This window comes from Bacillus sp. 105MF (assembly GCF_000374885.1).
Classification (GTDB): domain Bacteria; phylum Bacillota; class Bacilli; order Bacillales; family Bacillaceae_G; genus Bacillus_A; species Bacillus_A pseudomycoides.
In genome coordinates this window covers 330,483-354,154 of the sequence record NZ_KB895565.1, presented here as the reverse complement: position 1 = coordinate 354,154, position 23,672 = coordinate 330,483, and the positions used below count along the sequence as shown (strand labels likewise).

Genomic DNA, 23,672 nt, shown 5'->3' with positions numbered 1-23,672 from the left:
CATCACTAGCTGCTTTTTCGTTTCTGAACTTGGAGTATAAACTCTTTTTCATACTTTTTTCCGTTTATATAAAATGTTCCCCATATTTTATACGTCCCTTGCTCTGGGAATGTAATACGATATTGCAATTGCTCTTCTTCATTTACAGGGACTGCATATAAAAAATGTTCTCGTTTTTCATCGATTATATAAAGCGTCGCTTGTTCTCCAGTATTGGAATTAAATTTCACACTTTCTCCTTTTTTTATTTGCAGCTGAAATGTCAATGTAGCTGCTTCATTTGGATGTAGCGCTCCAAATAAAAGCGACATTTGGTAATCACCAATTTTTTTGGTGAGCACTGTATCTTCTATTACATTCTTTTGTTTCTTCTCTTTTTCCTCTTCCCCAAAATTCTTCCTAGAAAAGAACTGTTCTGTTTTACCATGATCCTCATATAAGAAAATCGTATATGCTTTATCTTTCGTTTTACCTGAGGATAGCTTATATGAACCATTTCCAGCAAATGCAGGAGTGATTCGCTGAATTCCCTTTAACTGCTCGTCCACGATAATAGCTCTAATACGATCATTAACTCCACGAATTTCGTTGTTATTTTTATTAAACAGTTGAAATGTAATATCTATTTTTTCATTTCCCTTTCTATTTTTTATATCCCATTTTACCTCTCGAATGTCCCCTGCTGTTTCTGTCGTTCCTTTATACTTTTGCATGTAAAATCCACCAGCTACAATAAATAGTAACGCAATTAGCCCAATGACAAGATTTTTCAAACAATCACCTGCCATACTTTTTTTATAAATTGTAACACAATTCTGACTATTGCACCTATAAAAAGAACATTGCTACATCTTCTTTCTACATATGTCCATTTTGATTTTCCAACATATAAGTAGTTGCTATGAAGAATAAAAGGTGACCCGCACTCGTTTTCTCTCTTTGTTTTTACTTGGCATGGAGCAGGAAGAGGGTCTGACCGCTTCTATGCATGGTCGGATGCTCTCTCCCCCCTAAAAAGAAAAGGTTTATATCGGTTTTTCAACTTGTATTTATATATTTCTTTTTTACAAAAACCCGCTATGTAATAAATAACAACCTATTGAAAACGTTGAATCTTGCATATACTACAAATAAGAAAAAGATTTTAATTGGTAGGATTCCTAGTGTATAATGCAGGTGATGTTGATTTATATCTATACATAACAAGGAGGATTTTTATGAGCGTTCATATTGAAGCAAAACAAGGTGAAATTGCTGAATCTATTTTACTACCTGGTGATCCACTACGTGCAAAATATATTGCAGAAACATTTTTAGAAGATGTAACTTGCTATAACAATGTACGTGGTATGTTAGGATTCACTGGAACTTATAAAGGAAAACGTGTCTCTGTTCAAGGGACAGGCATGGGTGTTCCTTCTATTTCTATCTATGTTAACGAATTAATCCAAAGCTATGGAGTGAAAAACTTAATTCGCGTAGGTACATGTGGCGCGATTCAAAAAGATGTAAAAGTACGTGACGTAATTATTGCAATGACGGCTTGTACAGACTCTAACATGAACCGTTTAACATTCCCTGGATTTGATTTTGCACCAGCTGCAAACTTTGATCTTTTAAAGAAAGCATATGATGCAGGAACAGAAAAAGGATTACATGTTCGCGTTGGTAATGTTTTAACGGCAGATGTATTCTATCGTGAAAGCATGGACATGGTGAAAAAACTTGGTGAATACGGTGTGTTAGCTGTAGAAATGGAAACAACTGCTCTTTATACATTAGCAGCGAAATACGGTGTAAATGCATTATCTGTATTAACAGTAAGTGACCACATCTTCACTGGAGAAGAAACAACATCTGAAGAGCGTCAAACTACATTTAATGAAATGATTGAAATCGCTTTAGACGCGGCAATTCAACAATAATACACAAAAGAACTTGTCATACGTCTGGCGAGTTCTTTTTATTGTTTTCTAAATCAAATAATTACTTTATATGACTTTTAATAAAAAACTATTTCAGATAGAGACAGATTTTCAGCATCTACTTTCTTTTATCGTTTGTTATAATAGAGAAAATATTTATGCGAGTATTCTTTTATGAGGTGAAGAAGTGAAAAAAAGAAGCATTGTCTTTAAACTATTTTTATTAACATCAACATTATTTACTGTTACCTTCCTCCTTTTTTTCGTTGGGCAATCATTGTTTTTAGAAACATTTTATATTAATAAAAAGGTTCAAACTGTCCAAACTGCCTTTGAAAAGTTTTTATCAAGTTATGAAAAAAGTGAGGGAACATTTGAGGAAATAAGAAAACTCAAACAAGAATTTCATGAAAAAACAAACGCTGACGTCGTTTTATTAGATCCAAATGGAATTATAAAAGATGAAAATAATTACTATATTGAGATTGTGGATAAATCAAATAAATCGTATTCCATTCCACTCAACAATATTTTAACAATCGATGAATATACGAAGTTTATGAATTTACAGTTAAAAAGTAATGATGTTATTCTCATAGATGGAATTTTCAAAAAAGATATAGTTATACCTGTTAAGATTACGACTCGTTATAATACATGGAAAAATGATAACATCATTTCTGACTTTGAATTATTCAATATTGATTGGACAAACGCTAAGAAAAATAAATATGCAAAAGACACAAAACCTGTCGTCCATACATTTGAAGGGATTGTATCCAAAATACACCTTCCTTCCAAAAACGACCTTCGTCTCGCAAATAATTTAGAGACATTGCAAGGAATTCAGCGCTGGGAACTATCTGTGATACTAGGTAAAACAAATTCAAATGAATTGACAACATTTACAATCGGAGAAGAGGAGAATGGAAAAAGTCAAGTTTTTGTAAAGCCAGTTATTGAAAAAGGTAAAATTAAAGAATTTGCTTTTACGATGACCTCCTTACAGCCTGTTAATGAAGCAATGCTCGTTTTAAAAGATTATTACGTTTATGCCTTAATTGTCGTATTTCTCGTCATTATTTTATTATCCTTTTATTATTCAAAAATCATTGTTAAACCGCTTATTAAAATGAACCGAGTCACAAAAAAAATGGCTAATTTTGATTTCACCGAAAAGTTACCCGTTTCAGTAGATGATGAAATTGGCGGTTTATCTAGTAGTATTAATACATTATCAGTAAACTTAAAAGATCGAATCGATCGATTAAACATTGCGAATACAAAATTACAGCAAGATATCGAACGAGAACGCCAATTAGAAAAAACTAGAAAAGAATTTATTTCTGGCGTATCTCATGAATTAAAAACACCACTGAGTGTTATTAGAAGCTTTGCAGAAGGTATTAAAGATGGCGTCAGCAAAGATAACACATACTATACGGATGTTATTTTAGAAGAAACAGAAAACATGAATCGACTCATCGTAGAAATGCTAGAATTAGCAAAACTAGAATCTGGCACGTATAAACTAGAAATGAATACTTTTTCACTTGGTGAACTTGTCCAACAAGTGTATACGAAGCTATTATTTAGTATGGAAGAAAAACAATTACAAGTAGAAATCGATGCAAATCCCTCTATATATGTTGAAGCAAATCGCAATCGCATTGAGCAAGTTGTTGTGAATTTACTCAGCAATGCAATTCGCTATACACCTGATGGTAAAGAAATTCGTATTCGTGTTATAGAAAATGAAGAAAAAGTAAAAGTGGAAATTGAGAATACCGGTAATCCAATCCCAGAGGAAAGTTTACAAAAGATATGGGATCGCTTCTATCGTCTAGACGCTTCCCGTAGCCGCCATACTGGAGGAACTGGACTTGGTTTATCAATTGTAAAAAACATTTTGGAACTACACCATGCCAAATATGGTGTATATAATACCAATGATAGTGTCGTCTTTTATTTTGATTTACAAAAAATAAAAGAAGTCAAATAATTTGTCTTAATTTCACGAGGAGTTCACATGAAATTCACACTCTCCCTTTATAGTAGTAAACAAGTTAATCCTTTCCTTTACACATATAAAAGAGGAGAGTGCGTGAAATGAAACAAGCAGGACAACCTATTCAAAACGAAAAACAATTAGAAAAAATCAAAAATATACTTTTACAATCTTCGAAACGTGATGGCTTATTATTCGTATTAGCTGTAAATTCCGGTCTAAAAGTAAGCGAGATTTTACAATTAAAAGTTGGTGATGTCATCGATGAGAATGAAAATGTTCGTCACTCCATTTTATTTTACAATGAAAAAGTTAAAAAACATAAATGGTTCGCTGTAAACGAAGACTTACAGCATGCAATCGAAGATTATATGAGAGAACGTAAAACATGGAAACGAAATGAACCATTATTAAAGTCTCAAAAAGGAACAAAATCCATTACAAGACAGCATGCATGGTATATTTTAAACAAAGCTGCAAAAGAAGTTGGTTTAGAAGGGATTAGCTCACATACACTTCGAAAAACTTGGGGATATTGTGCATATAAATCTGGTGTTGATATTGCATTTTTACAACACTTCTTTGATCATAGTACCCCATCAAAAACTTTAAAATATATCGGTATTGCATAAAAAACAGCCATGGTTCTTATACATAAAAAAGGTTACCAACTTTAAACTTGGTAACCTTTTTTATGTTTCATATTCTCTTTTCTTGTTTCTCCTATATTGTAGTGGTACTCTAATAACAAGGGGGAGAAATTATGAACACATTAACAATTGAATTACCAAAAGAAATAGCAGAAAAACTTGGTTTATTAAAACAGGCTTATCAAAAGAAAACAGGTGCTACAATCTCAGAAAGTACACTCGTTCAATCACTTATCTCGAAGGAGTTTATTCAAGAAATCACTCCTTTTGATTTACAACAATATGTAATAAAAAAGGAACAGCGCTAATCGCTGTTCTTTTTTATAAACCATACAACTTTATTGCAAACGGTTAAGCTTTGTTTTAAATACACATTAAGCGTACCAATACTTCTTATATACACCAGGACCATCTATTTCAACTTTTAAACTTTTAAACTTTTAAACTTTTAAACTTTTAAACTTTTAAACTTTTAAACTTTTCGATGCGTTGACGCTCCAAAATGGATTTACTAATAAAGGCCTTCCGGTTGCTATTACGTCTGCACGTTGATTCCTTAATATTTCTTCAGCTTGTTTACCACTTTCAAGTGAATGACCCCTCCTTAACACTCTTACGAGTCGTTTGAAGAAGGGGCTTCCTGTTTCATAGAGTGTTGCTGCTTGAGAATCCAAGCAGTCTTACATACTCTCCACAGGCGTCGTTTATACTGTTTGGACACAACCTTGCCCTACAGTTTCAGTCTTCAGTCGTTCTCACAAGTAATTGTTCTAACCCTTTTCGCAAAATGTTTAGACTTGCATTATGATCCCTGTCTAATACCGTTCCACACTTTGCACAAATATGCGTCCGAATAGAAAGTGATTTTTTCACACGATTTCCACAACCAGAACAATCTTGCGATGTGTATGCTGGATCTACTTTCACAAGTAGGCCTCCAAATTTCTTGCACTTATACAAAAGCATCCTGCGAAAAGCACCCCAGCCCGCATCCGAAATCGACTTCGATACTTTCCGATTCCGAACCATATTTCGGATATCGAGATTTTCTATACAAATCACCGAATACACTTGCGTTAGATGATAACTTAATTTATGCAAAAAATCTTTTCTTTGGTTCGTTACCTTTTCGTGAAGGTTCCGAATCCGTTCTATTTGTTTCTTATAGTTCGCAGAGCCTTTCTTTTTCTTCGAAAGGTTACGCTGCGCTTTCTTCAGTAGCTTTTCTTTTTGCAGAAGAAATCTTGGATTTTCAAATACAGTTTCATTGGAAAGAGCAGCATATTTATTCAGACCCACATCTATACCAATCGCACTTTCTATCGTAATAGAGGAAGGTACAACTTGTCTTTCGACACTAAAAATAGCGTACCATCTCTTAGATTGGCGTTTTATAATCAATTGTTTAATGGTTCCTTCTATTGGACGATGCAGATGGATATCCATTTCCCCTAATCGTTTGTTATATAATTTTCCGTTCTCTGCAAATGACATCGCAAAGCGGTGTTTCCCATTCGGTTTGAATCCAAATCGAGGGAAAGTGAGACTATTATAGTCTTTATACTGTTTCAATTTTGGATAACCCACATCCCCACGAAAAAAGCCATCATATGCCTTTTCCAATCGTAAAAATACTTCTTGTAAAGGCTGTGATGGCACTTCTTTTAGAAAAGGATACCTCTTCTTATCGATGACTTGTTGTTTTTGCATGTCAGAACGTGTATACAATTGTTTGTTTTCCTTATATTTTCTTTGTTTATCTAAAAAAGCAGAGTTATAAGCTTGACGACAATATTGTAGCCAACGATCTAACGTTTCTTTTTGTTCTTTGGTTGGGAAAATCTCGTATTTTTGGCTTAGCAACATTGTCATCCCCTCCCCCTTTTTTCGATATAGTTTTTCAGATTCCTAAACACGAAATAGAATGTACGTTCCTTTTTCTGCTAGTATACACAAAGTTACATAAAAAGGAAATAGAAACTTCGTGCTATGCACGACCAACATTCATCCCCTCCCTACCACCTGGGCTATGCCCTACACGTGCTTGAGGAATGGGACTTCTGTTGGAGTACTGTTAAACTTTATTCAAAACCCACACCAGGCTATTTCCACATAAACATCAAGTTTTTTATTTTATTTACGAAAAAATATTGACAACGATAATGATAACTATTATCATTTATTAAGAAGCCAACAATTGATGAATCAACCAAACGCTCAGTAACATTGTTACCCTCTTTTTCATATAGAAAAACACTGTACATTCCCCCTGTTTGTACAGTGTTTTTCTTTTTTGCGTTTATTCAAATAAATTGAGTTGCTCCGGTTTTGGTTCGCCGTATGTAATATGCATCATCTCCATGAGTTGTTTTGCATTATCAGCAGCATCCCCGCCTGAATTATTATTAAATAGTACATATATGTTTTTTGTCTTTTTCTGCAATGTATGTAATCGCTCTGTCCATTCTTCTAGCTCTTGTTTATTATAACGATATAAGCAGCGAACTGCTCGCCAATTTTCTCCTTTATCAAGCCATCCATGAATATTACGACCATGAAAGCGTATCAGTGCCATTTCAGGATGAGTTGCTTCTAATACAAGTGGAACAGAACCAATGCCAGCTTGTGGTTCATCACAGATCGTATGAATCCATTCTTCCTGTTCTAAAAATTGCAACGTTTTATCATGCATACTAGGATGAAACCACGTTTGATTTCGGAACTCTATGGCACACGGTAAGCCTTCCATCTTTTCTTTTGTATAACGAAGTAAATCTACATTTTTCTTCTGACAATCAAACCAAGGTGGATATTGGAATAATATCGCCTTTAATTTATGCGCTTCTTGAAGCGGAATAATCGATTGTTTAAATATTTCAAACATCTCATCAATATTTGAAAATGGAATCTCTCCTTGCATATGTCCCGTCATCCCTTGATACGCTTTAACAACAAACGAAAAATTTTTTGGCGTTTCCCCCGCCCATTTCATATAATTTCGAACCGGTTGCATAGCATAAAATGAACTATCTACTTCAACAATAGGGAAATACTCACTATATGTTCGCAATTTATTTCTATTTTCATAGGAATCTGCATATAAAGAATCATGATCTCCCCATCCTGTTAATCCAATAGAAATCACCTTTCCCCCTCCTTATCCCATTTCTATAAATCTATACACACCTAATTAACAAAGTTTCAATCTTCTTCAAGAGCATCTTTATAAAATATGATATACTAGATGGAAGAATTTTTAAATTGAGGAGTTATTTATTTATGATTCAAGAGGATACTACTTTATCTCATGAAAAGCAAATAAAAGAATTAGAAAGAAAAGTACAGTTTTATGAGCAGTTGGTGAATCAACTACCACATCATTTTACATATAAAAACTCACAACTAGGTTTACAGTTACATAAAAAAGGGACTTCTCATTCCATCAATCGCATACCAAAGCAAGAGAGAGAATCAAACCTTGTACTAACTTGCGATTCCTTATTTCTATTTGAGCAACTTGAAAAGCACTTTGTTCATATTTTTGATGCATTTTCGCATCATGTCACCTTTATTGACAATAAAGGCATCATTACATTATGTAATCAATCTGCAGTAGATGATTTGGGAATATCACGGAGCGATATCATCGGCAAACCGATTCAACAGTTATTAAACCTACCTGAAGAAAAAATTAAGGCATTAGAAACATTAAGAAGCGGAAAAGAAATTTATAACGAAGAAGTGTTAGATACAAATTATGGAATTTCTAATAACCGAATTATTCGTGACTATAATGGAGAGATCTTCCGTGTGATTAGTGTCTTTCATTATTTAAATACCGAACGTGATGCTGAAAAACTTGCATTAGCGGGTCGAATTGCAGCTGGAATTGCACATGAAGTTCGTAATCCACTTACAACAGTACGCGGTTATTTACAATTTTTACAAGAAAGTGTTTCACCTTCTAATAAAGAGCTTTTTCAAAATTTACTCATTCCTGAATTAGATCGTGCCAATAGTATCATCACGAAATTTTTATCTATTTCAAAAGCACACGAATTTAAAAGAGAACCATTTCCCATCAATACTTTTTTACGTGAATATATCCAACAGCTACTAGCTAGTGAAGTATTTTTGCATAACATTTCTATTGAATATAATTTATCCTCCGATTTAGAAGACATATTAGTGAATATTGATCGACATGAGCTCGTTCAAGTTTTCCTAAACTTATTTCAAAATGCTGTGGATGCAAAAAGCGATAAACCTTTGTCCATTCAAATCACTAGTCATCGTTTGGATAATTTTGCTCGCATTACTTTCCAAGACAATGGAACTGGTATTCCTCCAGCGATTCAAGACTATATATTTGATCCATTCTTCTCTACAAAAGATGCAGGAACTGGACTCGGATTATCAGTAACAAGAAAAATCATTCAAAATCACAATGGAACTTTAAAAGTTTCTAGTAATGAAAACGGAACAACATTTATCATCTCAATTCCATTAGCACAAAAAGGGGCTGGCTTATAGCATCTCCCTAAAAATAATCAGTGGGGATGAAGCCCCACTGATATAATCAAATAAATATATTCAAAATATGCGATTTGTAAACTTTCAGCACACGTCATTAGCTCTCCGCCAATCCATTCCCCTAATCAATATGTATTATCTATTCCTCTTTCATGAGAAATGCCACAAAGCTTAATTCGTTCGATGTCTATTCCTGTTTCTTTTTTCACTTTTCTAACTGCTGTCTCTTCCTCCATTCCAAATCTAACATACATACACAATAAGGAATAACTAGATGCTATTCATCTCATCTTAAATATTTGATTTCCTTCTTTACGTTTCTTTACTTCAAATTTACTCTAGCTTAACGCTTATTTTGTATGATAGATAAAGAAGACAATGATATGAAAGAGGGATGAAAATGAACGTCTTATTGTCAATACGCTTTTGGATTTCCCTTATGTCATGTATATTTTTATGCTCAGCATTCTTTTTAACTTTAGAATATACGGCTACATCAAAAGCAGCAGAAAACAGCAATATAGCTCCATATGAGCTACTATATGCAAAACAAAATACAGTCCCTCTATCTTCTTCCTCATCTAAAGAAAAAAAAGTTATCAAAGGAATGATTATTACAAAAGCTGCTTCCCATCATGACCTGAATCAGATTGCTAAAAAAATTAAAGAACAATATAAAAATCAGAAAATCGATGAAATCACATTATCCATTCACAATAAAAATATTGGAAAATACGAAGAAGACCTACCTTATGAGCCAATTAGCAAAGGAACAATTTCCATTATTTACACTTCACAATCCCATTCCAACGTAATCATTCGTCTCAATGAACAATAATACACTTGCTAAAAATTTTTTTCCCTTCATAAAAAAAGAGACGAATATAATCATTCGCCTCTTTTTATTTTTACAAAAATGGAATCCACTCTTTTACTTTATCAATCCATTCTTTTTGTTGTTCTCTTCTCTGTTTTTCTTCTTCTTGACGCTTTTTCTCTTCTTCTTTTCTTCTCTTTTCTTCTTCAATTGTCTTTAATTGTTTCGAATAGTCAGCCTCTGATATAAGTGATAATTGAAATGCTTTTTGACTAGGGTTTTCATCAGCTTTTTTCATAATATCTCGAAACATTGTCGTTGTAATTTGACTACCACCTGGCACATAATGCTCACTGTCTGTTTTATCATATCCTATCCAAATAGCTCCCACTAAATCCGGTGTATAGCCAACAAACCAAGAATCTTTCGCTCCGCTGCTTGGACCATCCACAAGCTGAGTGGTTCCCGTTTTTCCAGCAGTATCAATATTTTTCACCTTTGCTTTTTCACCCGTTCCTTTTTCAACAACACCCTTTAATAAGTACGTCATTTTTTGAGCAACTTTCTCACTCGTTACACGGGTTTCTTTTTTATACCATTTCCCAACTGTTTCTCCCTCAGCATTCTGTATTTCCCGGATTGCATGCCCTTCAACTTGTACACCATCGTTAGCAAAAGTAGCATAAGCTTGAGCCATTACAAATGGAGAAGTTCCAGTATGCATTCCCCCTAAAGCAATAGGAAGAGTACGGTCTTCTGCTTGTAGTGGGATACCAAAACGCTCTAATGACTTCAAACCTTTTTCCAATCCAATTTGTTCTAACAACCAAACAGCTGGTACATTATAGGACTTAGCAATCGCTTCATACATTGTAACATCACCATGAAAAGCATGATCACTATTTTGGGGCGCATAATCTTTTATATTAAGCGGCTCATCTTTTAAAACATCATACACTTCATATCCTTGTTCTAATGCTGGTACATATACGGCAAAAGGTTTTAGGGTTGAACCAGGTTGCCTTTTTAATTGCGTTGCATGGTTAAATTGCAAAAATTGATACGTCCCCCTCCCGCCGACTAGTGCGGGTACACCACCAGTTTTCGGGTCCATCAAAACAACGCCCGTTTGCATAAGCTGATCAGCGTTACTCCCTTGGAAATAATTATCATTATTCACAACATCTTCTACTGCTTGTTGTTTTTTCGGATCAAGCTCTGTATAAATACGATATCCACCAGCTAAAATTTCATTTTGCGTCAATTCATATTTCTCCATTGCCTCACGTACAATATAATCCACATACTGCGAATATTTTCCTTTATACTTATCATCAACACCTCGTCGTAATGCAAGACCTGTCTCTTGCTCTTTCTTGTATTGATTTTCTGTAATATACCCTTGCTCTTTCATTAGTGCTAAAACAACATTCCGTCTTTCAATTGACTTATTAAAATTTTTATATGGTGAATAGGTTGATGGTGCCTTAATTAATCCTGCTATTGTCGCAGCTTCTGCTATTGTTAAATCTTTTACTTCTTTATTGAAATATGATTTCGCTGCTTTTTTTATCCCCCAAGCTCCTTCACCAAAATAAATTTGATTCATATACATTTCAATAATTTCATCTTTTGTATACGTACGCTCTATCTTCTTCGTCAAAAAATACTCTTTAAACTTACGTGAAAATGTACGTTCTTGTGTTAAAAATACATTTTTCGCAAGCTGTTGTGTAATTGTACTGCCACCAGCAACTACTTCTCCCGCCGTAATATTTTTTAATAGGGCACTCATAATCCCACTATAGTCAATACCATGATGGCTAAAAAACTCTTTGTCCTCTACTGCTACAACCGCTTGAATCATAATATCGGGAATATCTTTTCTTTTAATACCTTCCGCCTTGGAAGAAGATAGCTTTGCTGCCACTTCTTTATTTGCATCATAAATAAGTGTTGGCTGCGGAACAGCCTGTTTTAATGCAGATATGTCTTGAATGGAGATCATTATATTTACCGCAATAAATAGGGTAACGAAAAAACCGCCAAAAATTAATAATATATTGCGCAATTTCTTCCTCTTGTTGAACCACTCAAGCATTTTCTTGAAATGAGTGTTGTTCAATTTCATTTATTCACTTCCTTCATTTATTTACACTTTCATCAGAAAAAGGAAGAAACTCCCTCCTTTTGAATTTATTATAATAACGTAATAGTTCTTCAAGTGTAAAGTATTTCTTTCTCATTCATACTTTTTGCAAGAAAAGGACATTCTACAAGTAAGATATTCATTAGTCGTTATTAATATTATTAATGCATCAATATGTATTATGTTAAGTTTTTGTAAACTTTTCGATAAAATGTTTTAAAAACCGACAGTTTTTTGTTAGAATTGACTAGCCAATATATTTTACATATATTACTTTTCGTGGGGGTAACAATAATGGTATTTAAATCTAAAAAAGATAAATTTTCTGAAATGTTAATGAATGTTTCTGAAAATTTAAAAGAAGGCGCGCAATTTTTCGTGGAGTATAAAATTAAAAATGCTAGCGATTTAAAAGAATTTTCTATGCGCATGAAAGAATATGAGTCAAAAGGTGATTCATTTATTCATGAAATCATTATGGAGCTAAACAAAGCGTTTATTACTCCTATTGAACGTGAAGACATCCTGCAACTTGCAATGAGCATGGATGATGTACTAGACGGATTAGACCACAGTGCAGGTTTATTCGAAATGTATTCTATTACAGAGGCAGATGAATACATGATTAAATTTGTGGAGGCAATTAATCAATGTGCGATTGAAATTGCAAATTCCGTTGAACTTATGTCGAATAAGAAATTAGTGGACATTCGCACAAATGCAATTAAAATTAAGGATTACGAATCACAGTGTGATGATATTCGTCGTCACGCCATTAAACATTTATTCTCTCGTGAAAAAGATCCGATCAAGATCATTCAATTCAAAGAGATTTATGAAGAGCTAGAAGAAGTTGCTGATAGCTGTCAAAGCGTTGCAAACGTATTAGAAACAATTATTATGAAGAACGCGTAAGGAGTTTGATCATGGATACAGTCTTGATTTTAACTGTTTTAATAGTCATTTGTGCTTTAGCTTTCGACTTTATTAATGGATTCCATGACACAGCGAACGCCATTGCGACAGCTGTTTCTACCAAAGCTTTGAAGCCACGACAAGCCATTATCATGGCAGCTATTATGAACTTTTTAGGTGCAATGACATTTACAGGTGTAGCAAAAACAATTACAAAAGACATTGTTGATCCTTTTGCTTTAGAACATGGATCATATGTTATTTTAGCCGCTCTGCTTGCTGCAATTGTTTGGAACTTAATTACTTGGTACTATGGAATCCCAAGTAGTTCTTCGCATGCAATTATTGGTGCAATCGCAGGTGCTGCAATTGCTGCTGCTGGTCTAAGTGCAATTAATTTCAAAGGATTTATTAAAATTATTGAAGCTTTAATTATTTCACCAATCGTTGCATTTGTTATTGGTTTTATCGTGTATAGTATTTTTAAAGTTGTCTTTAAAAACTTTAATTTAACGAAAACGAATCAAAACTTCCGTTTATTCCAAGTGTTTACCGCAGCACTACAAGCTTATACACATGGTACAAACGATGCTCAAAAAGCAATGGGTATTATTACAATGGCATTAATGACAAATGGCCTTCATAATTCTGGAGATATTCCTTTATGGGTTCAATTCTCATGTGCTCTTGCAATGGGTCTTGGTACTTCTGTCGGTGGATGGAAAATTATTAAAACTGTTGGGGGACAAATTATGAAAATTCGTCCTGTAAACGGTGTAGCTGCTGATTTATCATCATCTCTTGTCATTTTCGGAGCAACATTTATTCATTTACCAGTTAGTACAACGCACGTTATCTCTTCTTCTATTTTAGGGGTAGGTGCTTCACATCGTGTAAAAGGTGTAAAATGGGGAACTGCAAAGCGTATGTTAATTACATGGGTGATTACACTTCCAATTTCAGCTTCATTAGCTGCTCTATTCTATTATCTATTACATTTAATTTTCTAATCAAAAGTCGTCTTCCTTATTTTTCTAGGAAGACGACTTTTTTGTGAACAATCTTATTTCTTTTCAAAAAGTGTGTATAATGAATGTTGGATTAGTTATACAGAGGAGTTGGCAATTTTGGAATATATCATGTTACTTTTCATTGGATTAATCGCAGGAACAGTCGGAAGCCTAGTAGGACTTGGCGGAGGAATTATCATCGTCCCTTTACTAATTGGACTGCATAGTTTATCACCACAACTCGCAGTTGGAACATCAATTGTGACCGTAGTTTTCACTGGTCTCTCCTCTACTCTTACTTATATGAAACATAAGCGAGTAGATTATAAAAGTGGACTTATTTTATTTATAGGGAGCGGTCCTGGAGGGATTATTGGATCGTGGGCAAATAAATTTTTGAATCAGGATTCTTTCTCTTTATATTTTGGAATTTTCCTTATTTTTGTATCTATCCTTCTCTTGTTACGTGATAAATTGAAACCTCTTTCCCTCTCAAATGCAACTGTTATTAAACGATCTTTCACGGATTCTGAAGGTAAAACCGTTTATTATCAATTCCCACCGTTTCTTTCGATTATTATCGCATTTGTAGTTGGTTTCATATCTGGATTATTTGGAATTGGTGGCGGTGTATTGCTCGTTCCAGCAATGATGCTTCTTTTTGCATTCCCTGCACAAATTGCTGTTGCAACTTCAATGTTTATTGTCTTTTTATCAGCAATTGTAAGTTCTTTGACTCATATTTCTCTTGGCAATGTAAGCTGGATTTATGCATTGATTCTTATTCCAGGCGCTTGGATTGGCGGAAAAATCGGAGCTTACATTAATACAAAATTAAGCGGTAATGCGATTATCAATTTATTGCGTATCACATTAATTATTCTTGGAACCAAACTGATTATCAGTTCTTTCCTCTAACGCGTTCTTTTTAGAATGCGTTTTTTCATACGCAGGAATACAAAAACATCCCTAAAATAAAACATAATACTGTACACACACACAACAACATCAAATTTGAAACATGTAATTTGTCCATGTTGATCACACTCCTATAGCTGGGCTGTTACCCCTATGATAGCGAAAAAAAAGACACTTTGCCTTTACAATATGCTAACAATGCAAAATCAATTATTACAAACTTTATCTATTTATTACATAAATTCGTATAATCAATCGATTCAACAAAAAAAAGATGTCATATTGACATCTTTTAGTGAAGAAGTGACCACCCCATAAAATCTTCATGGACTTGACGTGCTCGTTTATCATTTCTATCATACAATTCAGCGTAGCTATCCGTTTCTTCGTCATAAGCCATTGTATAAATAATTTGACCATCTATTTCAACTGATAGAACGACTCCACCTTTCATCTCTTCCACATGTATGACAGCATTAGCTGGAATTTTCATATCAGTCATTTTCGCATCTAACAATATACTAAACCCCCTACAGCGTATTCATTGCTAGTACTATTACACACTAAATAGTATACTACTGTAATAGCATACGTTTCGTCAATAAAATTGCTGTTTATAACAATATAAATACAAATTGAAAAACTGACATAAAACCTTTCTTTGTAAGTGAGAGAGATCATCCGACTATGCATAGAAGCAATCAGCCCCTCTTCTTGCCCCATACCAAGTGAAAGCAAAGAGAAAAACGAGTGCGGTCACATTTTGTTCTTCATAGCAACGATTTATATATTGGAAAATCAAAATGGATATATACATCACCTTTTGTATTTGTATTTGAATTTATATGTATATCACTTACAATAAACTAATAGAACTAAATAATGGGGTGCTAACATTGATTCTACATAAAGGGGATATACTATTTCGTCAAGGTGAAGAAGGACCTTTATATTTTATTAAAACTGGTCTATTAAAGGTCGTTCGGTTACAAGAAGACGGAACACCATTTTTATTTAATATTATCGTTCCTGGTGAGACAATTCCTCACCATTCTTTAATTTCACCGAAAGAATATCATGGTACAGCCATCGCTTTAATTAAGACAGAGGTCCAGCCCATTGTATGTAATACATGGTACGAAAAACTACAGGAGAATCCAGAATTATATGCTGACATCGCCATGCAACTACAAACGAAATTGCGAATGATGCAGCAACGAATCGATCAATTAACAACTGTTTCTCCAAAAGAACGTCTCCACCGTCTACAAGAGTGGTTCGCACTCTATTTAGGAGGAATTCCCATTTATGAAATATTAACACAAACAGAAATTGGACAACTTATCGGTGTACGTCGTGAAACAGTAAATCGCTTGTTACGAGAACAAACAAAAAACGAGGTAAACTAATACCTCGTTTTTTTGTTTGCCTTATGATAAGCTTGCTGCCGGTCCGAAAAATTCATAATGAATGTGTTCAGGTGAAACTCCCCATTCTACTAAAGCCGCATTAATATGCTTCATAAATGGTACCGGGCCACAGAAGTAAAATTCTGCTTCAGACGTAGGAATGATAGATTGCAGCCAATCTAAATCAATGAAACCTTCTTTATCAAAGTTTTTCATTTGTAGGTCTTGTTCTGTTGGCGAAGAGTAACAAGTGTATGCTTCTACTTGTTCATAGTCGCTCTCTACTTGCTGTACATACTCTTTCATCGCATGCACATTGCTATTTAATGCTGCGTGAATAAAATATACCTTACGATTTGAAGCTTGCTCAATTAATGTATTTAACATACTCATCATCGGCGTAATACCAACACCGCCACTGATTAACACAACCGGTAAGTTTGAATCCATATTTAATACGAAATCTCCTGCTGGTGCACTTAATGGAAGAATATCTCCTTCTTGGATGTGATCATGTAAATAATTAGATATCTTTCCATCCGGTGTCTCTGTAGCTGTTTCTCGTTTTACACTAATACGATAATAGTCTTTGCCAGAAGCATCTGATAAGCTGTATTGACGATTATGTGTATATGTTTCACCCTCTATATTTAATTGGATCGTTACATATTGACCAGGTAAGAATGAAGATAGCTTCCCTCCATCTTCTGGTTTTAAATAAAATGATGTGATTACGTCGCTCTCTATCTCTTTTTTTACAACGATAAAGTTACGGAAATCTTTCCATCCACCTTCTTTTTCCGCTGCCTCTTCATACATTCCTGCTTCGACACTAATAAATGCATCAGCAATTACACCATACGCTTCTCCCCAAGCATCTAACACTTCTTGTGGTGCTTCTGCAACCTCTTTAATTGCTTGTAGTAAACATTTCCCTACAATTGGATAGTGTTCAGCTTTAATTCCTAAACTTCTATGTTTATGAGCAATTTGTTTTACAACAGGAATAATAACTTCTAAATTATCAATATACGTTGCTGCTGCATACACTGCGCTTGCTAAAGCCTGTTGCTGTCTTCCTTTTTTCTGATTTGTATGGTTAAAAATATTTAATAATTCTGGATGTTCCGAGAACATAATTTGATAAAAGCGTGTCGTAATTTCAACACCTTTTTCTTGTAATAATGGTACTGTTGATTTTACAATTTCCATTGTTTTTTCACTTAACATTGTATCCCACTCCTCTATTTCCTTGTCTATTGTTATTGTAAACGAAGCCAAAATGGAAGGTTGTGATTTTAATCACTATAAACATGGTGTTTTTGTGAAAAATATATGAACGATTTAGATTTATCCCGCTATTTGTTACTAAACTAACGAATTAAATATACACCTTTATATTTTTCCAAAAAAGAAATAAGCTAACCAAAATTTTGGATAGCTTATTTCTTTTTTTGTAGAGCGTGTTCAATTATTAAAAATGACGTTTATTTCATCCAATTTTAGCCAAAACTAATAACGAAAGGAGGTAGATAAAAATGAGATTACAATCTTTCATGATTAGTGCCCTTTCTTTTTTAGCTTCGGCATTAATCTTTTATACAGTTGGCTATGTCTTACTATTAGATTTGTTACCAAAGCATCTCTTTATTATTCTTATTATTCTTTCTGCTCTTATGATTTCCTATCTTATTACACGAAAATCGTTAAATGAGCCGTCTACCAAAACAAAATAATAGAGTGAACCTTTTAGGTTCACTCTATTATCATTTCCTAGGAAAGTTTTTGACTATCTTTGCAAATTCATTTTTTCACCATACTCTTTTACAATTTGAATAATATTTTGAAACGTACCTACTTTTTCTTTTTTATGATTCAATACTTGTAAATCATAATGATCATAATAAGTTTCTAATGCTTTTAACTGGGAAGTTGATGCCCCCTCTATAGGTACAGTAAGATTCACTTCATATTGTTTATATCCTTCTCTAACTTTTTCTCCTACAATAGTTTCACTCATTTTCTTTCCGACTACCTGTTGCATTTTTTCAGGAAAGATCAATTGAAAATAATACTCCCCTTCTTTTTCTAAAGTTTTATATAAAGAATCCGAGATTGTATAAAATACTGTGTATTTTATTTTTTTCTCATCTGTTTTAATATGAAAAGCAGTAATTTGCATGTCCTTTTTTGTCACTTCTATTAAAGCGTTCACTTTTGTATCATCATTTTGTTGCTCAGTAGCACCTGGAAGTATAGATAAAAGTTGCTCTGTATCAGATTTTGTAAGCATATACGTCTCTTTTTCATCCTGCAGCCACCCTTGGCGAGATTCCCCTCTTAGCCATGCACGATATATTTTCTTCTTTCCGTTTTTCTCAATTTGGATTTCGTACTCTGGTTCTCCAAAACCCCCTGTTATTTGTTGTTTCTCAGCTTTATTAATAATATCTACCACTTTCTTTGCTTCTTCTTGCTTTAAAACCTTTTCAAGCTTTCCTTTTTGTATAATTGTTACTTGTATACTTTCCTGCATAGGATTCACCGTCTCTTCTACTTGTTTTTTCTCCTTTTTTTGTTCAACTTGACTACACGATGCTAATAAAAAAAATAGTAAGAAAAACATCCATTTTCTTTTCAACTTTTTCCCTCCTATCTAGAACAATAAGAAAAGCTTATTGTTCTTGAAAATGAAACAAAAACGTTATGTATGATGAAATAAGATATACTAAATACGAAGGGAGGTTTTCACATGTCCATTAATTTTCATGATGCTCATAATAAGTACACCTACGCCACGCGAAAAGCAGATTCCTCTTGGTGTGAAATGATTCAAAATATAATTGATGTAAGTGGTAAAAACATAATTGATATCGGCTGCGGTGGTGGTATTTATACGAAAGAACTGGCTCTTATGAGAGCTAGCAAAGTCATCGGCTTCGATTTCTCAAAAAAAATGTTGCAAGCGGCAACAGAAAATTGCGCTTCCGTCCCAAACATCTCATTTATTCATGGTGATGCCCACCATATGCCATTTGCTAATGAAACTTTTGATATTGTGATTTCTCGTGCTGTTATCCATCATTTACAAGACATCCCGAAATTTTTACAAGAGGCCTCACGTATCTTAAAGAAAAATGGAATGCTCATTCTTCAAGATCGTACCATTGAAGATTGTACAATTCCAGGAAGCCCAGAACATATTCGTGGGTATTTCTTCTCCATCTATCCTAAACTCATTCAAATAGAGGAAAAGCGAAGACCAAAAGCAATGCACATACAACAACTAATCGCACAAAACGGCATGTATCCACTTCCCCTTCAAACAATGTGGGAAGTGCGAAAAATCCATGATTCTATTGAAACATTATTACAAGATTTATCACCACGCACAGGCCGATCCATTTTATACGAATTAACAGACAATGAACTTTCTCAATTACTCCATCACATTCACTCTAAACTAAACAATATAGCTCCGATTATTGAACAAGATCGTTGGACTATTTGGAGTGCCACAAAATTTTAAGAAAGCCTCACATAATTTTGTGAGGCTTTCTCCTTTCATAACCTAATTTTGCAACATTCTTGATACCCTCCACTTCTAGCCTGTGCACTTCCACACTTTGGACATACTAAGTATCTGGATTGACTTGTCAACAAACTTCCTTTTTGAAAAAGTAACACTTCTGCTTGTTTAAATGACCGCGAATAATATAACCATATGAAACCACAAATTACTATAATTCCGAACAATACACCCATCGCAAGCATTTCCGTCACCTCTTTTTGGTTTGTTCTTTCCAGCAAGTGGATTGTAGTATTATTCTCTATTAATAAAAAAGATTCCTGCCTTCCTGTTCTAATTGTCATATTTCTCAAAAAATTTTTACATAACCTCTATACTTTTACGTACTTTTTACAAAAGATTCCCTTCCACTTCTCATACAATAAAGTGAAACGTCCATCAGTAAGGCTTTTCTTCATCCCTCACTGATTATCAACTCTCACCAATCGGGTCTTTTCGGGCAGTAAGTAAAAATCCACACCCTAAAATAATTTTAATTGAGGAGTGTCAATATGAACTATTTCTTATTACTCCCTTTTCTTATCAAACTAATTTTTTCTTTTCTATCCCCTTCTTCTCCACCTACCGACGTATCCGTGCAAATTCTCGGCCTCAATGATTTCCACGGCCAATTAAATACGACTTCAGCGTTGCACGATAAAGCTGTAGGGCGTGCTGATTACATATCTGCTTACATTCAATCCTACCGCGATAAAAACCCTAACACCTTACTTGTTCATACAGGAGATATGATTGGTGGGAGTCCTCCGATTTCAGCACTTTTTCATGATGAACCAACGATGGAGTTTTTAAATAATCTTCAATTTGATGTTGGTACAATAGGAAACCATGAGTTCGATAGGGGGCCCATTGCTCTGCAACAACTAATTAATGGCGAATCCGTTACACAAACAAGTTCATTTTCAGGTAGCTCCTTTCCTTATATATCCGCAAATATTGTATACAGTGAAACGAATCAACCACTCTTCCCCCCCTATATAATTAAATGGATTGATGGGATTCCAATCGCCTTCATCGGCGTTTCTACAAACGATACTCCTTTTTTAACAATGTACAACGATATGTCTTCTATTCGTTTTTTAGATGAAGCTTCTTCGATTAATCTTTATGTGTATCAACTACAAAAGAAAGGCATTCATGCATTTGTTATTCTTGCCCACCTAGGTGGTAATACGACAGAAAGTAATACAAATGGACCTTTAGCTGATTTAGCTAATCAAATAGATCCTGATGTTGATATCATTTTTGGTGGTCATACCCACTCCTATATAAATGGAAATGTGAACGGCAAATTGCTTGTTCAAGCCTACTCATACGGAAAAGCATTTTCAAACGTCACCTTTACATTAAATCGTAAAACGAAAGATATTACGAAAAAAGCTGCAACAATTGTCCCTGTCTATCAAAATGCAATTTCTCCTGATTTACACACAAGAAACTGGATAGATTCTTACGCCTCAAAAATCCAATCTAAAGTAGAGGAACAACTCGGAATAACGGACCATGAGTTAACTCGTAATCAAAATGAACACGGCCAATCAAATTTAGGAACAGTTCTCGCAATAGCCCAGCGCCAAACTATGCAGGCGGATATTGCTTTTGTAAATCCTGGGAGCATCCGGCATAATTTAAAAAAAGGAACAATTACATGGGAAGATACCTTCCTCATACAACCATTCGGCAACAAATTAATTAAAATGTATTTGTCTGGAAAAGAAATTCGAAACGTCTTGCAAGAGCAATGGAAAGAAGAAACTCGCATGCTACAAATTTCAGGGATTCGTTATAGTTGGAAAAATAACATCGTCCAAACAATTTCATTAGATGACGGAACACCATTACGCGATGATCAAATATACTCTGTAGTAGTCAATTCTTTCTTAGCAAATGGAGGAGATAAATTTTTGACATTTAAAGAGGGCAGAAATCGCTCCGAAGGCCCGACAGATCAGGAAGCTTTTGCAAATTTTATTCGTTCTATTTCTCATATAGATACACTCCCTCAAAATTTTTTACAGAAAATCTATTGACTTTATGAAAAAAACATGTAAAAATACTGTCAGAATACTTGAACAAAATTCATTGACGAGAACGAGTACGTTATATAAAGCTGTTCCCCAGAGAGTTGGCATCTTGCTGAAAGCCAACGTTCAGCTCGTAACCGAAAATCATCTCCGAGAAGTAGAACCGAAGGATGTAGTAAGTTCTTACCGGTCGTCCCCCGTTACAAGGAACACGTATCATGTTGTACGTTGCAAAGCCGCATACATATAGATGTATTTCTACGTGTATGAACTAGGGTGGTATCGCGGGTAAATATAACTCGTCCCTTTTTAAGGGGCGAGTTTTTTGTGTTCTTACGAATGAATTTTTATAAAAGGAGGAAACACAATGAACACTGTATCAAAAAAACATGTTTTTTTCACAGGTCTTATGCTATTTTCTTTATTTTTTGGAGCAGGTAATTTAATTTTCCCTCCAATGCTTGGACAAAACGCTGGTGAAAACTTCTGGCCAGCAATGCTCGGGTTTTTACTAACAGGAGTTGGCTTACCGTTATTAACTGTTATTGCAATCTCTCTTTCAGGAAATGGAATGCAACAACTTGCAAGTCATGTTCACCCTTTATTTGGAATTTCATTTACAGTAGTTGTATATATTGCAATTGGCCCTTCCATGGGAATTCCACGTGTCGCTAACGTCGCTTACGAAATGGGTGTTAGTTCTTTCTTACCAGAAACAATTCGTACTAGTAGCTTATCCTTATTTATATATACGGTCATTTTTTTCACTATCGTATTTTGGCTTAGCTTAAATCCTTCTAAACTCGTTGATCGTATCGGAAATGTGCTAACACCTATTTTACTATTCTCTATTTTCTTATTGTTTGTAAAAAGTGTTTTCACACCACTCGGAAATTCAGGTCCAGCGATGCAAGAGTATCAAGCTTCTCCTATTTTCAAAGGATTTATGGAAGGATATTTAACAATGGATACGATCTCGGCACTTGCATTTGGGATTATCGTCGTGAATGCAATTCGCTCAAAAGGTGTAGAAGATCGTAAAGCTGTTGCAATTGCAACGACAAAAGCAGGACTTATTGCAGCTACAGGGCTCGTACTCGTATATGGAGCACTTGGCTGGCTAGGTGTAACTAGTGTTTCACTTGGATATGCAAAAAATGGCGGTCAATTACTTACTGTTATTGTACAACAGTTATTCGGCCCATATGGCCTTGCCTTATTAGCGGTTATCGTTACACTGGCTTGTTTAACAACATGCGTTGGACTTGTATCAGCATGTAGCCAATATTTCTCAACATTATTTACAAAATTTTCTTACAAAGAGATAGCAGGTATCATTTGTGTATTAGGACTTCTAGTAGCAAACCTAGGCTTAACAAAAATCATTGCAATCTCTGTTCCAATTTTACTAGTTGTATATCCAATTGCTATCGTACTCGTACTATTATCATTACTCCATAAGTACTTTGGTGGTTACCGTTCTGTTTATGTTGGTGCTTTAATCGGGGCTGCAGTAATAAGTATGTTTGATGGGCTAAAGCAAGGAAATATATCTGTTACATTCATTACCTCTTACTTTGAATTCATTCCATTTTATAATGAAGGAATTGGTTGGTTATTACCAGCGATTGCTGGAGCAACAATCGGGCTTGTAGTCGCAAAATTAAAGAGCACAAAACCAATACCACTAACTGAAACTCCTTCTGAACCTAAAGTGTCTTAGTA

General features: G+C 34.4%; 23 protein-coding genes and 1 other annotated feature. Of the genes, 14 read left to right on the top strand and 9 right to left on the bottom strand.

Annotated elements, in window-relative coordinates; translation table 11 throughout:
• Nucleotides 1-5 precede the first annotated feature (5 nt).
• The gene (locus C564_RS0101920; protein WP_026008428.1) at nucleotides 6-788 is read right to left on the bottom strand and encodes a hypothetical protein; all 783 of its coding nucleotides are present in this window, start codon (nucleotides 786-788) and stop codon (nucleotides 6-8) included.
• Nucleotides 789-1,217: 429 nt separating this feature from the next.
• On the opposite strand from C564_RS0101920, the gene deoD reads away from it, so the two are divergent.
• The 4 genes from deoD to C564_RS0101900 all read left to right on the top strand — a co-directional run bounded on the left by deoD (nucleotide 1,218) and on the right by C564_RS0101900 (nucleotide 4,891).
• Nucleotides 1,218-1,925: a purine-nucleoside phosphorylase gene (gene deoD / locus C564_RS0101915; protein ID WP_000110708.1), complete on the top strand. Its 708-nt coding sequence runs from the start codon at nucleotides 1,218-1,220 to the stop codon at nucleotides 1,923-1,925.
• 187 nt (nucleotides 1,926-2,112) lie between these two features.
• A complete protein-coding gene (locus tag C564_RS0101910; RefSeq protein ID WP_018764244.1) occupies nucleotides 2,113-3,927 on the top strand; it encodes a sensor histidine kinase in 1,815 nt (604 codons plus the stop codon).
• Between the two features lie 107 nt (nucleotides 3,928-4,034).
• A complete protein-coding gene (locus C564_RS0101905) occupies nucleotides 4,035-4,565 on the top strand; it encodes a tyrosine-type recombinase/integrase (RefSeq protein WP_018764243.1) in 531 nt (176 codons plus the stop codon).
• A gap of 131 nt (nucleotides 4,566-4,696) precedes the next feature.
• Nucleotides 4,697-4,891, top strand: coding sequence for a DUF3924 family protein (locus tag C564_RS0101900; RefSeq protein ID WP_003206602.1), 195 nt, complete (start codon nucleotides 4,697-4,699; stop codon nucleotides 4,889-4,891).
• A gap of 156 nt (nucleotides 4,892-5,047) precedes the next feature.
• Here C564_RS0101900 and C564_RS36055 read toward each other — a convergent pair whose 3' ends face one another.
• The 3 genes from C564_RS36055 to C564_RS0101880 all read right to left on the bottom strand — a co-directional run bounded on the left by C564_RS36055 (nucleotide 5,048) and on the right by C564_RS0101880 (nucleotide 7,728).
• A complete protein-coding gene (locus C564_RS36055; protein WP_018764242.1) occupies nucleotides 5,048-5,257 on the bottom strand; it encodes a hypothetical protein in 210 nt (69 codons plus the stop codon).
• Between the two features lie 64 nt (nucleotides 5,258-5,321).
• Complete coding sequence (locus tag C564_RS0101890; RefSeq protein WP_026008427.1) at nucleotides 5,322-6,455, bottom strand: RNA-guided endonuclease InsQ/TnpB family protein; 1,134 nt, start codon at nucleotides 6,453-6,455, stop codon at nucleotides 5,322-5,324.
• A gap of 427 nt (nucleotides 6,456-6,882) precedes the next feature.
• Entirely contained in the window at nucleotides 6,883-7,728 is an 846-nt protein-coding gene (locus C564_RS0101880; RefSeq protein WP_006094213.1) for a DUF72 domain-containing protein, read from the bottom strand.
• Between the two features lie 134 nt (nucleotides 7,729-7,862).
• Between C564_RS0101880 and C564_RS0101875 the strand changes: the two genes are divergently transcribed.
• Both C564_RS0101875 and C564_RS0101865 read left to right on the top strand, forming a co-directional pair.
• Nucleotides 7,863-9,116: an ATP-binding protein gene (locus C564_RS0101875; RefSeq protein ID WP_006094211.1), complete on the top strand. Its 1,254-nt coding sequence runs from the start codon at nucleotides 7,863-7,865 to the stop codon at nucleotides 9,114-9,116.
• A 400-nt stretch (nucleotides 9,117-9,516) separates the two neighbouring features.
• Nucleotides 9,517-9,954, top strand: a complete 438-nt coding sequence (locus C564_RS0101865) for a hypothetical protein (RefSeq protein ID WP_018764239.1) — start codon at nucleotides 9,517-9,519, stop codon at nucleotides 9,952-9,954.
• A gap of 70 nt (nucleotides 9,955-10,024) precedes the next feature.
• Here the strand turns inward: C564_RS0101865 and C564_RS0101860 are convergent, their stop codons facing one another.
• Entirely contained in the window at nucleotides 10,025-12,064 is a 2,040-nt protein-coding gene (locus tag C564_RS0101860) for a transglycosylase domain-containing protein (RefSeq protein WP_026008426.1), read from the bottom strand.
• A 312-nt stretch (nucleotides 12,065-12,376) separates the two neighbouring features.
• On the opposite strand from C564_RS0101860, the gene C564_RS0101855 reads away from it, so the two are divergent.
• From C564_RS0101855 to C564_RS0101845, 3 genes are all read left to right on the top strand, one after another.
• On the top strand, nucleotides 12,377-12,997 hold the full coding sequence (locus tag C564_RS0101855; RefSeq protein WP_000231447.1) for a DUF47 domain-containing protein: 621 nt from the start codon (nucleotides 12,377-12,379) through the stop codon (nucleotides 12,995-12,997).
• An 11-nt stretch (nucleotides 12,998-13,008) separates the two neighbouring features.
• A complete protein-coding gene (locus tag C564_RS0101850) occupies nucleotides 13,009-14,007 on the top strand; it encodes an inorganic phosphate transporter (protein ID WP_006094199.1) in 999 nt (332 codons plus the stop codon).
• Nucleotides 14,008-14,124: 117 nt separating this feature from the next.
• The gene (locus tag C564_RS0101845; RefSeq protein WP_018764237.1) at nucleotides 14,125-14,925 is read left to right on the top strand and encodes a sulfite exporter TauE/SafE family protein; all 801 of its coding nucleotides are present in this window, start codon (nucleotides 14,125-14,127) and stop codon (nucleotides 14,923-14,925) included.
• Between the two features lie 292 nt (nucleotides 14,926-15,217).
• Here the strand turns inward: C564_RS0101845 and C564_RS0101840 are convergent, their stop codons facing one another.
• A complete protein-coding gene (locus C564_RS0101840; RefSeq protein WP_003196257.1) occupies nucleotides 15,218-15,442 on the bottom strand; it encodes a hypothetical protein in 225 nt (74 codons plus the stop codon).
• A 379-nt stretch (nucleotides 15,443-15,821) separates the two neighbouring features.
• Between C564_RS0101840 and C564_RS0101835 the strand changes: the two genes are divergently transcribed.
• Nucleotides 15,822-16,334 (top strand): Crp/Fnr family transcriptional regulator, encoded by a 513-nt coding sequence (locus tag C564_RS0101835; protein WP_018764236.1) that lies wholly within the window; start codon nucleotides 15,822-15,824, stop codon nucleotides 16,332-16,334.
• A 21-nt stretch (nucleotides 16,335-16,355) separates the two neighbouring features.
• On the opposite strand, the gene hmpA is transcribed toward C564_RS0101835, so the two are convergent.
• Entirely contained in the window at nucleotides 16,356-17,564 is a 1,209-nt protein-coding gene (gene hmpA / locus C564_RS0101830; RefSeq protein ID WP_018764235.1) for an NO-inducible flavohemoprotein, read from the bottom strand.
• A 308-nt stretch (nucleotides 17,565-17,872) separates the two neighbouring features.
• On the opposite strand from hmpA, the gene C564_RS0101825 reads away from it, so the two are divergent.
• Entirely contained in the window at nucleotides 17,873-18,070 is a 198-nt protein-coding gene (locus C564_RS0101825) for a hypothetical protein (RefSeq protein ID WP_016131282.1), read from the top strand.
• Between the two features lie 53 nt (nucleotides 18,071-18,123).
• Here the strand turns inward: C564_RS0101825 and C564_RS0101820 are convergent, their stop codons facing one another.
• On the bottom strand, nucleotides 18,124-18,960 hold the full coding sequence (locus tag C564_RS0101820; RefSeq protein ID WP_371410359.1) for a hypothetical protein: 837 nt from the start codon (nucleotides 18,958-18,960) through the stop codon (nucleotides 18,124-18,126).
• A gap of 126 nt (nucleotides 18,961-19,086) precedes the next feature.
• Here C564_RS0101820 and C564_RS0101815 point away from each other — a divergent pair, with 126 nt between their 5' ends.
• Complete coding sequence (locus C564_RS0101815; protein WP_018764233.1) at nucleotides 19,087-19,863, top strand: class I SAM-dependent methyltransferase; 777 nt, start codon at nucleotides 19,087-19,089, stop codon at nucleotides 19,861-19,863.
• A 35-nt stretch (nucleotides 19,864-19,898) separates the two neighbouring features.
• Here C564_RS0101815 and C564_RS0101810 read toward each other — a convergent pair whose 3' ends face one another.
• On the bottom strand, nucleotides 19,899-20,108 hold the full coding sequence (locus tag C564_RS0101810; protein ID WP_016114037.1) for a hypothetical protein: 210 nt from the start codon (nucleotides 20,106-20,108) through the stop codon (nucleotides 19,899-19,901).
• A gap of 306 nt (nucleotides 20,109-20,414) precedes the next feature.
• Between C564_RS0101810 and C564_RS0101805 the strand changes: the two genes are divergently transcribed.
• Both C564_RS0101805 and brnQ3 read left to right on the top strand, forming a co-directional pair.
• The gene (locus tag C564_RS0101805; protein WP_018764232.1) at nucleotides 20,415-21,953 is read left to right on the top strand and encodes a bifunctional metallophosphatase/5'-nucleotidase; all 1,539 of its coding nucleotides are present in this window, start codon (nucleotides 20,415-20,417) and stop codon (nucleotides 21,951-21,953) included.
• Nucleotides 21,954-21,996: 43 nt separating this feature from the next.
• Nucleotides 21,997-22,257: a binding site (T-box leader), on the top strand.
• 57 nt (nucleotides 22,258-22,314) lie between these two features.
• Nucleotides 22,315-23,670 carry a branched-chain amino acid transport system II carrier protein BrnQ3 gene (brnQ3, locus tag C564_RS0101800; RefSeq protein WP_018764231.1) on the top strand — a complete coding sequence of 452 codons (1,356 nt, stop codon included), beginning with the start codon at nucleotides 22,315-22,317 and terminating at the stop codon, nucleotides 23,668-23,670.
• The last annotated feature ends 2 nt before the right edge of the window (nucleotides 23,671-23,672 follow it).